The sequence below is a fragment of the Streptomyces sp. XH2 genome (assembly GCF_049725035.1).
In the GTDB taxonomy this organism is placed as follows: domain Bacteria; phylum Actinomycetota; class Actinomycetes; order Streptomycetales; family Streptomycetaceae; genus Streptomyces; species Streptomyces roseoverticillatus.
This window is the reverse complement of sequence record NZ_JBMMMZ010000001.1, coordinates 755,001-767,324: the sequence shown is the minus strand read 5'-3', so window position 1 is coordinate 767,324 and position 12,324 is coordinate 755,001. Positions and strand designations below refer to the sequence as shown.

General features: G+C 70.9%; 9 protein-coding genes. 3 read left to right on the top strand and 6 right to left on the bottom strand.

The features are described 5' to 3' along the window. The first annotated feature begins 20 nt into the window (after window positions 1-20). Window positions 21-644, top strand: a complete 624-nt coding sequence (locus tag ACOTKD_RS03480) for a pyridoxamine 5'-phosphate oxidase family protein (protein WP_424887327.1) — start codon at window positions 21-23, stop codon at window positions 642-644. Here the strand turns inward: ACOTKD_RS03480 and ACOTKD_RS03475 are convergent. The 6 genes from ACOTKD_RS03475 to ACOTKD_RS03450 form a co-directional block, all read right to left on the bottom strand. Beyond that, the gene (locus tag ACOTKD_RS03475; RefSeq protein WP_424887326.1) at window positions 641-4,330 is read right to left on the bottom strand and encodes a hypothetical protein; all 3,690 of its coding nucleotides are present in this window, start codon (window positions 4,328-4,330) and stop codon (window positions 641-643) included. The genes ACOTKD_RS03480 and ACOTKD_RS03475 overlap by 4 nt on opposite strands. Window positions 4,331-4,435: 105 nt before the next feature. After that, window positions 4,436-6,109 (bottom strand): hypothetical protein, encoded by a 1,674-nt coding sequence (locus ACOTKD_RS03470; protein WP_424887325.1) that lies wholly within the window; start codon window positions 6,107-6,109, stop codon window positions 4,436-4,438. A gap of 65 nt (window positions 6,110-6,174) precedes the next feature. Continuing rightward, on the bottom strand, window positions 6,175-7,206 hold the full coding sequence (locus tag ACOTKD_RS03465; protein ID WP_424887324.1) for a polyprenyl synthetase family protein: 1,032 nt from the start codon (window positions 7,204-7,206) through the stop codon (window positions 6,175-6,177). Window positions 7,207-7,209: 3 nt separating this feature from the next. Beyond that, window positions 7,210-8,529 carry a hypothetical protein gene (locus ACOTKD_RS03460; protein ID WP_424887323.1) on the bottom strand — a complete coding sequence of 440 codons (1,320 nt, stop codon included), beginning with the start codon at window positions 8,527-8,529 and terminating at the stop codon, window positions 7,210-7,212. Between the two features lie 49 nt (window positions 8,530-8,578). After that, entirely contained in the window at window positions 8,579-8,947 is a 369-nt protein-coding gene (locus tag ACOTKD_RS03455; RefSeq protein WP_424887322.1) for a hypothetical protein, read from the bottom strand. Between the two features lie 61 nt (window positions 8,948-9,008). Next, window positions 9,009-9,944, bottom strand: coding sequence for a hypothetical protein (locus ACOTKD_RS03450; protein ID WP_424887321.1), 936 nt, complete (start codon window positions 9,942-9,944; stop codon window positions 9,009-9,011). A 409-nt stretch (window positions 9,945-10,353) separates the two neighbouring features. Here ACOTKD_RS03450 and ACOTKD_RS03445 point away from each other — a divergent pair, with 409 nt between their 5' ends. Continuing rightward, window positions 10,354-11,643, top strand: a complete 1,290-nt coding sequence (locus ACOTKD_RS03445) for a hypothetical protein (RefSeq protein WP_424887320.1) — start codon at window positions 10,354-10,356, stop codon at window positions 11,641-11,643. A gap of 336 nt (window positions 11,644-11,979) precedes the next feature. Then, window positions 11,980-12,300 carry a hypothetical protein gene (locus ACOTKD_RS03440; RefSeq protein ID WP_424887382.1) on the top strand — a complete coding sequence of 107 codons (321 nt, stop codon included), beginning with the start codon at window positions 11,980-11,982 and terminating at the stop codon, window positions 12,298-12,300. The last annotated feature ends 24 nt before the right edge of the window (window positions 12,301-12,324 follow it).

The following is a 12,324-nucleotide window of genomic DNA, read 5'->3' as shown; positions in this document are numbered from 1 at the left end:
CCTGCCAGGAGAACTCCCTCGTGACCTTGCCGCCGCCGCCATTCGGATCAGCGGGTGAACGCCAGCTCCAGCAGCACTTCGGCACCGCCGACCGCGCCGACCGGTTCTACGACCAGCAGGTGCGGCGCCATCTCACCCCCGAGATGCGGGACTTCATCGGCCGGCAGGCGATGGTCTTCCTGGCCACCGCCGACTCCCGGGGCGAATGCGACGCCAGTTTCCGGGCCGGGCCACCGGGATTCGTCCACGTGATCGACGCCCGCACGCTCGCCTACCCCGAATTCCGCGGGAACGGCGTGATGGCCAGCGCCGGCAACGTGATCGAGAACCCTCATCTCGGCATGCTCTTCGTGGACTTCACCCACCACCACGTGGGACTTCACATCAATGGCGTGGCCCGCCTCCACGGCGACAGCGACCTGCGCCGTATCCATCCGGGCCTGCCCACTGACGTCGCGCCCGGGCGCAGTCCGGAGATGTGGGTCCGTCTCACCGTCGAGGAGGCCTACATTCACTGCTCCAAACACATACCCCATCTGGAACCGGCACCCCGGCCCTCCGGCCGCGACGCGACCCGCCCCCGGGACTCGGACTACTTCACCAAGCCCCGTACGGCACCGGAGGGCCGGGTGGATCCGGCCTAGGTGAGTTCCGCGGCCTTGGTGGTGGCGCAGTCCTTCATGGCGTCCCAGATGCCCTGGCCCAGGCTCTCGAAGAGCTTCTCCGGGTGGTCCTGGAGGTAGCCCACGATGTCGTCCCACTTCCGGATGCCGAAGGTCAGGTCGAGGTCGAACCCGACCAGGTGGACGCCGGCGAGGTACGCGTCGCAGCCGGCCGTCAGGCGCAGGTTCGCGCCGCTGCCGTCGATCTTCAGGTCGAAGCCGCCGTGCGCCTTGATGCCGACCAGGGTGCCGCCGGCGATGGGGATGCCTCCGAGGAGGACGCCCCGGGGGAGGTCGACGCTGAAGTCCAGGCCGACGGACGCGGCGGCGTGCAGGCCGCTGCCGGTGTCGAGGGTGCAGCTGATCTCCGACGTCAGGATGTCCAGGAGGTGGGCTTCGAGGGTGAAAGCGAAGCCCTCGCCGCCGAGCCGGGCCTCGACCGCGACGGAGAGCCCGAGGAGGGCGACCTTGCCGGAGAGGCAGAAGATCTTCTCCGGGAGGTGGCCGCCCTTGATGCCCCGGGTGTCGAGGAGGTACTGGGGGCCCTTGGTGCCGTCGCTGTTCGAGAAGGTGAACACCTCGCCGATGGCGAGGGGGTGGGCGATCGCACTGCTCGCGTAGATGCCGTCGTTGCCGACGGCGACCTCGAAGCGCCAGTTGTTGTCGAGGAAGTCGATGTTCCCCTTGCCGTAGAAGCCCTGGTCCCAGTGCTCGCCCAGCGGGCTCGTCCAGCCGCCGGGGACCGTCACGGCGCAGAACATCAGCTCGTGCAGCACGATCTTCTTCAGGAAGGCGAGCGCCTCCGGCGGAGAAACGACGATCGCCAGGACGTCCCACAGGGAGACGCCCTTGTCCTTGTCGGCGGTGGTGAGGGAGAACCGGAAGACCGTGACGAGGGGTTCCGGATCCAGGGCGCCGACGACGTCCAGCTCCAGCCCGGCCTCGCCGACGCGGATGGAGCCGCCCATGCCCAGGGTGAGGCCGCTCGTTCCGGTGCCGATCTGCGCCCAGAACGCCTCGATGTCGAAGCCTTCGATGCCGAAGGCGTTCTTCCAGGCGGGTCCGCCCTGCGGCGCGGCGGCCTCGGTCAGCCGACGGGTCGCGTCGTACACGATCTGCCCGTCCGTGCCGGTCACGGGGACGGCCGACAGGGCCGTACGACCCGGCTCCTCCAGCGCGAAGGCGTACTGCCCCGGGGCGAGCTGCCCGGCGATCGTGCCGAGGGCCGCGTCGGCGGGCTTGAGGGTGAGGAAGAGGGAGAAGCCCTCCCGGGACACCGTTCCCCCGGCCACGAACTGCAGCAGTGTCTCCGGCGACGAACCCATCGCGGGAACGGTGAAGTTCCACGAGGTCTTGAGGGTGATCCTGAGCTGGGCCGGCTGGATCTCCACTTCCAGTCCGCCGAAGCCGGGCCGCAGTTTCTGCTCCGCTATGGACGCCCTGAACACCGAGTTCCGCACCGGCGAGGTCAGGACGGCCTGCAGGTGCACGCCGGTGGCCACGCCTTCGAACAGGGCCTTGAGCGGCTCCAGCGGCCCGGTGAAGCCGATCTCGGTGAAGAAGGTGAGGCCCTTGTCGAGGGTGGCCGGGAGCGTGTCCGGGGGGGAGCCCGCGTCCAGGCTGACGCCGTCGGCGGAGCAGACGGCCAGGCCGGACTTGGCGAAGGTGATGTCGCCGAGGATGCCCAGGACCTCGGACCAGCCCTGGACCTGGTTCGGCGCCCACGTCCAGCCGTCCTGCCAGAAGGCGGCGGCGAACAGGGTGCCGGAGCCGCTGTCCTTCGCCGCCTTGCCCACGAAGGTCAGCGCGTGGGCCCCGGCGAACTCGACCGTGCTGCCGACCGCGAGCTCGTAGCCCTTGCCCTCGGCGGGCTCGCCCACCCGGGCCCCGCCGAGGCGCAGCTTCACCGTCGAGTCGCGCAGCTCGACCGTGGGCAGGCCGTCGGGCAGCGGCACGTCGATCTCGCAGGCGAGCGCCTTGAGGAGGGCGGTCAGGTCGATCTCGGGGAAGGTGCCGCCGAGTTCGAAGGTGCCGGGGAGGTGCCAGGAGGCGTCGAAGGCGATGGCGCCGTCGCGATCGGCCGCCGGGCCGAGCGTCGCCTTCGCGGCGAGGGTGCCGGTGGTCTTCGCGGCGGCAGCGGCAGTGGCGGCGGCGGCGTCGCTCGTGAGGGCCGCGGCCCGCGTTTCCGCCGCTACGGCCCGCGGTTTGCGCCAGGACTTCCGGGCGCCCCGGTGCTTGCCGCCCTTGCGGGCCTCCGCCTCCGCCTCCTCCTTCTTGTGCTGCAGCGCCAAGGAGGCTTCGTCGAGCTGCAGGCGCGACGCTCCGACGTCGATGTGCCACTCCGTGGCCACGGCGGCCGACACCTCGTACTCGCCCTTCGTGGGCACGGCCGTGCCGTCGAACTTCTTGAGCGTCAGATCGGGCACGCCGTTGAGGTCGGCCTTCGGGAGGAAGTGCCGGATCACGTCCTTGAGCTGCGCCGGCGTCCCCTCGTCCAGGGTGAGCGTGAAACTGCCGGGCGGGATCGCGGCGGAGGCGTGCAGGGCGACCGTGCCCGCGACGGCGAAGTCCCCGTATCCGGTGACGGTGGCCGAGCGGCTCGGCCGGAGCGGTGCGGTGACGGTCAGCTGGGCGCCGACGCCGGTCACGGCGAGGTCGTCACCGGCGATCGGCCAGGAGACCCCGGGCTTCGCCGCGGCCTTGACGGTGATCGCGGTCAGGGCCTCGGCCGGGCCCTGACCGATCTTCGTCACGTCGATGGTCACGCCGAGTTCGGTGAGCCGGACGGCGTCCCCGAGGGTGAACCCCTGGGAGGTCAGCTGCTGTACGGCGGCGCCGGTGCCGTACCACCCCGCGAGGACGCCGGTGCCCACGTCACCGCCCGGCAGCGCGTCCACGGCGAGCACGATCTCGTTCCCGGACACGGGGACCGGCGCGCTGACGGCCACGCCGACGTCCTGCGCCAGCACGAGGTCCGCGGCCAGACGGAGCCCGTACGTCAGTGGCGGGCCGTCGCCGCGCGATCCCGCCCACAGGAGGAAGTCCCCGCCGAACTCCCCCGACGGCTCGGGTACGGACCGCAGCGCGATGTCCGTCACGACCTTGTCGCCGACGGGCCGGAGCCGCACGGGCCCGGTCAGCGAGAGGGATCCCCGCGCGGGGCGGACCAGCGCGACGAGGGATCCGAGCGCTGCCGGGTCCTGGACCTCGGGCGCGTGGAAGGTCAGGCCCCGGCCGAGGGCGGGGCGGCCGTCGCGGGCGGGGCGGGGCGCGGAGGTGAGCAGGAGCTCGGGGAGGCGGCTGCCGAAGGCGAGGCCGGCCAGGTCGCTGCCTTCGGTGTCGGGGAAGGACGTGGCGAGCGTCCAGCCGCCGGGGGCCGTGAGGGGGATGAAGAGGGCCGGGGCCCGGTCGACGGGGTCGAGGCCGAACTCGATGCCGGTGACCTGGGCTCCGGTGATGCCCAGTGCGCTGAGTTCGCCGTTGACGACGACGGTCTTCGTCTCCGGGTGGTCCTCGCGGTGGAGCGCGCTGATCGTGAGGGTCTTGTCGTCCAGCCAGGTGCCGACCAGCGCGGCGGCCGGCCCGCGGCCGAGGTCGGCGGCCGCGAGGGTGAGGGTGTCGCCGGTGGTGTGCTGGTCGAGCATGGCCTGGAGCTCGGTGAACTGCATGCGGGAGGCCTTCCGGGGCGGGGCGGGTCCGTGTGCCGAGCGGCTCGTACGGGAGCGGGTGTGCGTACGGTCCGCTCGGCGCACGGACCCGCATCCGCGCTGCGGTCAGCCCGACAGCTTCTCGGCGATGACCTTGCGGGCGTTGTCCGTCAGGGCCTTGGCGATGTCGTCCTTGCGCTGGGCGGCGCCGTCCTGGATGCCCTTGATGAAGCCGGCCTTGATCTCGGCGGTGTTGAGGATCTTGTGCAGCGCGTCGTCGGGCAGGCCCTCGACGTGGACGCTGATGTCCAGGCGGGCCGGGTCGACGTCGACGGCGAGCGAGCGCAGGCCGATGGTGAGGCTGTCGGCGTCGGGGCCGGAGAAGGACAGGCCCAGGGCCACGGAGGGCTGCTGCGCCGTGGTGCTCATGGTGCCGTCGAGGTGATCGCCGGACTTGACGAAGGTGGCCACGACCGCGGCCTTGACGGTGATCGGCGTCCCGGAGATCCGGCCGAACCGCAGGGTCGCGTCGACGCCTTCGGCGACGAGAGCGGCGTCCCCGGCGGGGACGAGCACGTCGGAGATGCCGCCGACCGTGACGTCGTTCAGCTTGAAGTTGACGGGGACGCCCATGACCTGCTGGTCACCGAGGTCGATCGTGTCGATCGCCAGCGGGTCGAGCTTCGGGTCGCTGGACGACGTGACGACGGTCGGCGGGTAGAAGCCGGAGCCCGTGTCGTTGAGCGAGGCCCGTACCCGGTCGAAGAGGTAGACCTCCAGGGGGCCGTCGCCCGCCGGAGGCTGCCCGCTGTCCGCCGGGAGCGTGCCCGTGCCGAAGACGCTGTCGAGCGCCTTGTCCAGCTGCTCGGTGACGGAGCCGGAGAACTGGGTGCGGAAGTCGTCCGCGTTGAGGGCGTCGGCGAGTTTGGCGGTGAGGGCCTTGGCGGCGTCGGGGGTGTTGAACGCCGCCACGGCGGACTGTATCCAGATCTGCTTGTTGAGGTCGGAGACCGTGTCGCCCTCGATCGTGAGGTGGTCCTTGTCGAGGGTGAAGGACGGAGTGCCGACGGTGGCGACCGACTCCACGGTGACCTTCGCCGTGCGGCCGGCGCCGGTCCCGGTCGCCTCGATGCTCAGCTGCACGTCGAAGACGAGACCGGTCACGGTGAAGAGGAACTGCCCGCGGCCCTCGATGCCCTGGGACGGCCAGTCCACCCCGTACGCGTCGAGGCCCTTGAGCACCACCTGGGTCGGCGGCTTGACGTCGGAGGCCCGTGGCGCGTCGATGACGACGACGTGCTGGTCGAGCTGGTACTTCCCGGTGATCGTGATCTGCGGCTGGTAGCCGTGCGAGTCGTACGCGGCGGTCGTGACCCTGATGGTGCCGCGGTAGCCGTTCTCGGTGGGGGTGAGGCCGGTCAGGTCTCCGACCGCGGCGTTCGGCAGGCCGGCCACGGTGACGCCGTTCAGCGCCAGCGTGGGGTACTGGTCGGTGTTGCTGCGCTGGCTGATGAAGGCGTTGAGGTTGGCGGGCAGGCCGGAGACGCCGGCGTCCTTGGCCTTCTTGAAGGCCCGCTTCACGAAGATCCACCACGCGTCGGCGATGGTGTCGGCGATGAACACGCCCTGGTCCCCGGTGAGTGCCCCGAGGGCCCACTGGTCCACCGTCAGCGGCGACAGCGTGTGGTCGTCAGGGGTGCGGATCTGCTCCAGGATCTTCGGCAGCCAGTACGGGCTGTCGGGGTCGTTGACCCGCTTGTGCATGGTGGCGTAGACGAAGTCGACCAGGGCCGTGGTCATGGCGATGCTCCTCCTGGGACCGTGCGAAGGGTGGGGTGCGGTACGGGAGCCGGGGTGCCGCCCGGTCAGGGCTTCCGGTCGACGACGTGCAGGGCCAGGTCCTCCAGGGCGTACCGGTAGCGGCTCGCCGGGAAGGGACGGAGCAGCTCGATGGCCTCCAGCGCCTGGGTGCGGGCATCGGCGTAGGCGCGGGAGAAGCCGGTGCTGGCCCGCACCTGGGCGACGCACCGCTCGAGCCCCTCGGCGTCCACGGGCTCCCCGCGCAGCACACGGCTCACCCGGTGGTCCGGGCCCAGCTCCTGCATCGCGTACACCAGCGGCAGGGAAGCCCGGCGCCGCAGCAGGTCCATCCCGCGCGGCTTGCCCGAGTCGGCCTCGCCCTGGGCCAGGTCGAAGAGGTCGTCCATGACCTGCAGGGCCCGGCCGAGCCGGCGCCCGAAGAAGCCGGCCCGGCGGGCGTCACCGGTGCGCCCGCCCGCGAGGGTGACGCCCGCTTCGGCGGCGAGGCCGAAGAGGACGGCGGTCTTGCGGTCGGCCGTGTGCCAGTAGCGCTGGATCAGCCGCTCGGGGGCGAGGCTCATGTCGGTGCGCAGCTCGTCCAGCTCCCCGCAGCCGATCTGGAACGCGGTGTCCAGGACCAGCTCGACCAGCGCCATGTCACGGTCCCGGTCGATGGCCCGGACGAAGCCGCGGATGGCCTGGACGAACTGGAGGTCGCCGACGAGGACGGCGGTCTCGGTGCCCCGCGCGGCGTTGACGGAGGGAAGGCCGCGGCGCAGGGCCGAGCCGTCGATGATGTCGTCGTGGATCAGGGTCGCCACATGGAGCATCTCCAGGGAGACGGCGCCCTGGACCGCCTTGCGCGGCAACGGGGCGGAGCCGTGGACCATCCTGGCGGCGAGCAGCAGGACGGCGGGGCGCAGCCGTTTCCCGTGCCGGTAGAGGCTGCGCTCGGTGTCGCTGAGGTAGTCCTGCTGCGGTGCGAGGGCCTCGGTGAGGAACTCGTCGAAGGGCTGCTGGTCGCCGGCCAGGAGCTCCGTCCAGATGCCGGCGGTGACATCCTGGGCCGGAGCGGTGGAGGTGTCGAGGATGAGCACGGATCAGGACCGCCCGTCCTGGGGAGGGGCGTAACCCGCGATACGGGTGAGGGCGGCGTGCCGGACGGTCTCGCTGATCGCGTCGCGGAGCAGTTCCCGGACGAAGCGCATGGTGCGCAGCCGCTCCCTGGCCACTTCTCCGGCCGGCCCGTGCCATCCCTCGTCCTCGATGCTCAGCGCGAGGGCGGGCAGCGTGACGGTGACGTCGCCCCGGTCCGGGTCCACGGTGATGAGGGTGTCTTCGAGCCGGGCGGAGCAGGCACCGAGGTGGAGCGTGTCGGTCGCGGCCGGCCGGCGCTGCGCCTTGAGCCGGTAGGCGTTCTTCCCGAACCCCCTGATGTGGGCGCGCATGTCCGGCGACAGCGTGAGCCAGTCCTCGGGTTCGTCCGCCTCGGTCAGGGCGTACGTTCCGTCGGCCAGGGCCATGTGGCGCGCGAATTCCTCTTCCGTCGTGGTGGGCAGCTCGCCCGTGTGCGCGTCGATGGCCGTGTAGACGGCGGACTGGGACATCGGCTCGGTGTCCTTGTCCGTGTTGCCGGTGGTGCCGACGACCTTGGCGAAGTTGACGGTTTCCAGCGCGGCGGCCGTGTACTTCTGCTTCTTGACCTCGTCCGATGCGTCTTCCGCCATGAAGCCGAGGGTGGTGGCGAGGTTGTTCTGCTGCCTGAACGCATGACCGTTGTAGGTGGTGCCGGTCTGAGAGTCGCTCCAGTCGTTGACCGCCGGCTGAGCGGTGAGGGCCGATCCCGGGTTCGTCGTGTCGTAGGTCTGTTCGGACGCCCGCCGGGTGACGCCCTGATCGCGCCACAGCTGCCTCAGGCCGTAGGTGTCGTCCGGGTCGTCGAACGCGTCGTAGTAGCTCTCGTTGTGCCGGCCGTACTTGATGAGCAGCTGCTGGCCGTTCTCGCTCTGCATCAGCTTGTCGCGGTGCGCGTCGGCGCGGTCGCGCCACTTGCCGAGCGTGTCCGGGTCCGGCGGGTCGTGCGGGACGGCGGCGCGGCTCGCGGCGGGGAGGGTGGGCGTCTGCGCCTCCTCGGAGAGCGGGCGGAGGTTGCCGGCCGTGTCGAGGTCGCGGATCTCGTCGGGGCGGGCGTCGAGCGCGTACCGGCCGGTGAGGACGAGGGCCGGGATGCGGTACGTGCCCTCCTCTCCGGCGACGGCCTCCGGCAGTCCCTCGGCGCGGACCTGGAGCGCGCCCAAGCGGATGCTGAGGGAACCGGTGGGGTAGCCGACCGTGCCGGGCATCTCCACGGTGCGGGCGAGGGGGTAGCCGGGGGTGTCCGCGAGGTACAGCGGCCGGGGTTCGGGATGCGGGTTGCTCACGTACGTCTCCTGCGGTGAGTCGGGCTGGTTGCGGAGGGGGCCGGGCCGGTCAGGAGACGTCGGCGGTGCCGCTGATCATGAGCATGCCGCCGTGGGAACCCAGCTCCGGCGAGGCGAGCCCGACGTGGACGGTCGCGCCGCCGACCGGGATGTCGCAGCCGATGGGCTTGCCGATCGGGATGTCGGGGGACAGGCCCTTGACCTTGTCCTTGACGGCGCCGGGCGCCTTCTTGGCCAGGTCGTTGACGATGCCCGACAGCACGTCGGAGAGGGGCGTCCTGGGGTTGAAGGTGACCGTCCGGAGGTCGAGGGCCGTCACCTGGACGGTGAGGGCCGAGTTCGTGATGCCGGTGGCCTTGACCGTGACGACGGGCGACTTCGGGTCGTAGGTGACGTCGAATTCGATGGGGGCTGCCATGGTGGTGCTTCTCCTGGGTGGTCGATGCGCCGAGATGGTCCGACGAGCCGTCGGGTTCGGGTCAGGATTCGTGGCCCGCCTTGGACAGGGCGCAGCCGCCGCTGCCGTCCGGGGAGATGGGGACGAGGTCGAGCTCGGCGTGCCAGTCGATGTCGACTCCGGCCGAGGCGGTGGTGGGGTCGTCGCCGACCGTCAGGTTCGTGGCCCGCCGGAAGGTCGCGTCCCAGCGGGCCGAGGCGACGAACTGGACGGTCTTGTCGCCCTTGGCCAGCTGCGTGTTCTCGTACTGCTTGATCGCAGCCGTCAGGAGCGTGGTGAGCAGGCTCTTGCTGATGAGCGTGAACACCTGCTTGTCCGTCGGCCAGTCCACGGGGTCGGTGGCGAGCGCCGCCGCCTTCCGACCCACGGCGGCGGCCGACGCGAGGACCAGGTGCGTGGGGATGACGTCCACGCGGACGAGGTCCAGGGTGACGGTCTGCCCGAAGAGGTCCTGGGCCGGGATCTTCAGCCCCTTGAGGAGGGTGGCGCCCTGCGTGAGGAGCGTGGGGACCACGACGTTCTTGACGATGATGCTGGTCGGGCCGTCCGGCAGGTTCTCCAGCCAGGCGCCCAGCGGGACGACCGTGATGCCGCCGCCGTCCAGCTTCAGCTGCAGGGCCACCGTGACCTTGCCGGTGACCTGCGGGAGCGGGGTGTCTCCCACCTTGCAGTCCGCCTGCAGCTGCTGGGCGGTGAACTGGAGCACTCCGGAGTCCGGGAGGGCCGTGACGCCGTCAGCCTTGATCATCTTGCCCCAGAGGTCCGCGTCCGGCGGGGCGAGGGTGAGGGAGGGGGCGTCCAGGAAGTCCCACGCGAAGGTGTAGGTCGTGCCCTCGATGGGGTCCGGGGTCACGCTGCCCCGGAACGCGTCGCGATGCTGTTGGTATGCCGTCCCGAGGCCGGAGTTGATGGCGTCGCCGCCGACACCGACCGCGAGATCGAAATTCGAGTCACTCACGCCGCCATCCAAGGACACCGCCCGGTGGCCGGACCACGGCTTCCCGTGCGCTGTCGCAAACCGGTGCTCCGGCGGCTGTGAACTAGCCGCGGGTCGCGCAGGCGCGTTGGGGGCGTGAGAGAGGAGCGCTTGCCCGGTGTCACGTCATGCGACCAGGGGAAGCGGCCTCATGGTTTGGCATGGACACTTTGGGTAGCCGGTAGGTTAATGTGACCAACTCGGCTGAAAACAAGGCTTGTTACCGGCCTCGGACGGCTTCGGAGGGCGTTCGCCTTCGCGTACGGGGCCGTATTGCCGGATCCGGCGGCACCGGTCGATGATGTGAGGCCGCTCGGGCGAAAACCCCCATGACCGTCACCTCAGGGCCGTCATCACCATCCCCACCACCTCGGACAGAGGAAGTCGCACCATGAGTTACGACCTTGCAGTCGGAGCCGACGTCAGCATCGTGAACAAAGCGGCCGAGGAGGTCTACGGCCAGCTGTACCCGCGCTACTTCACCGGCTCCCAGCCCTACGACGCCGGAGGCACCAGTGTCACGGTGACCTGGGACGTCAAGACCGCCCCCGTCTTCGACCTCACCCCGGCCGCGTACTCCGAGAAGGAGTTACGCGCGCGCTTCACCGAGGGCGCCGTCGCCGGCCGGTTCACCGACGACCAGGTGGCGGAGCACGCGGCCGCCCTCCACAACTCGCTGGACGGAAGCACCTTCCAGGTCGTCCTTCGCCAAGTCCACGTCACCGTGGACACGGGCGGCGGGAACCTGGTGGAAGGGGACGTGACCGTGACGGTGGACGTCCAGGCCACCACGTCCCCGTCCGGTCTGCTCACCCTGAACCCCCTCAAGGCCGTGGCCAGTGACACCAGCCAGGTCCAGAAGGTGATCCTGGACAACGTCGTGCTGCCCGCCCTCCTCGACCAGGCCCGCCAGGTCCTCTCCGGCATCACGCTGCCCAAGCCGGACATCCCGCTGCTGGACCTGTCGGTACCGGTCCCCGTCATCCAGCCGCAGCGGGCCGTGGCCGCCATGAACCTGGTGGAGCACGGCATCCCGCAGCCGCCGTTCCCGGACACCTGGCCGGCCAGCCCGTTCTTCGCCCTGCTCGGCACGGACACGGTTCAGCGGATAGCCGAGGCGGCCACCGCGTACCTCGAAGGCAAGACCTTTCCCGCCGGTGATTCCAAGAACATCGGGGTCGGCACCGCCTACTACAAGGCGACGATCGTCATCCACAACGTGCGGTGCGAGATCGTCGGCAGTGACGTCCTTGCCGTACGCGTGCACGCCGCCGTCACCGGCAGCGGAAGCGCCGGCATCGACTGGATCATCGGCGGATCGACCGACGCGTTCTACGACCTGCGGCTGGAGCCCGACCCGACCGTCACCCTCACCCTGTCGATGTCCGGGACCACGCTCAAGGCCACGACGGACAGCGTGAGCTCCTTCGACCTCAAGCTCTCTCCGCACGGCGACATCGTCAGCGAGATCGCCGCCTGGGTCGCCAACGCCCTCTCCTCCACCCTCGGCGGGCTCGTGGGCGACGCGCTCCGCGGCATCGAGTTCGAGCTGGGCAGCCTCCCGGCCATTCCCGTCGACGTGGACCCGGTCCACCTCGACGTGACCCCGACGGGCCTGACCCTCGGCCGCTTCGGCGACGCCCTGTCCCTCCAGGGCGACGTCACCATCACCAAGCGGTAGCAGCCGGCGCGAGGGCGAGGGCGCGGGCGCGAAGAAGGGCCGCGGGGTGTTTCAGCCCGCGGCCGCTTCCGGCAGGACGTGCTTGAGGAGATGGACGTCGCCCTCGGGAACGGCGGATGATCGACACCCTTCCAGCCGCCCACCGGGCCGCGGCACCGTCGCTGTACGGATCTCCGGCTGCGACTTACGTCCTGGTGCCCCGGTCTTGCGGTGCGTTCGCAGCGCGGGGCCGCCGGGCGGATATCGTTTGTGAGGCCATGGGTACGGCCATAGGGTCGCGGCATGTCCAACGGTATGGCTATACGTCTTCGTATGCGTCAAGCACTGCCCGAAGCGATGCGAGACCGCGACAAGTCCGCGGTGAGTGCCCTGCGTTCGGCACTCGCTGCGCTGGACAACGCCGAGGCGGTGCCCGTGGGCGAGGCCGGGCTCCGCGGTGTGGCCCTCGAGCACTCGCCGGTCGGTGCCGGCACCACCGAGGCGGCGCGGCGCGAACTGAGCGAGAGCAACGTGGTCGATGTCGTGCGCGCGGAGGCCGCCGAGCGGCTGGAGGCTGCGGAACGGCTGACCGCACCTGCGCACGCTGACCGGGCCGCCCGGCTCCGCGCGGAGGCCGCCGTACTGCTCCGCTTCCTCGACGGCCCCGGCGCCGCGTAGGACGCGGTGCGGCGCCGCCCCCGG

Coding starts and splice junctions, on each gene's coding strand:
- ACOTKD_RS03455 (WP_424887322.1), bottom strand. CDS start 8,947: ATGGCAGCCCCCATCGAATTCGACGTCACCTACGACCCGAAGTCGCCC.
- ACOTKD_RS03475 (WP_424887326.1), bottom strand. CDS start 4,330: ATGCAGTTCACCGAGCTCCAGGCCATGCTCGACCAGCACACCACCGGC.
- ACOTKD_RS03470 (WP_424887325.1), bottom strand. CDS start 6,109: ATGACCACGGCCCTGGTCGACTTCGTCTACGCCACCATGCACAAGCGG.
- ACOTKD_RS03445 (WP_424887320.1), top strand. CDS start 10,354: ATGAGTTACGACCTTGCAGTCGGAGCCGACGTCAGCATCGTGAACAAA.
- ACOTKD_RS03440 (WP_424887382.1), top strand. CDS start 11,980: ATGCGAGACCGCGACAAGTCCGCGGTGAGTGCCCTGCGTTCGGCACTC.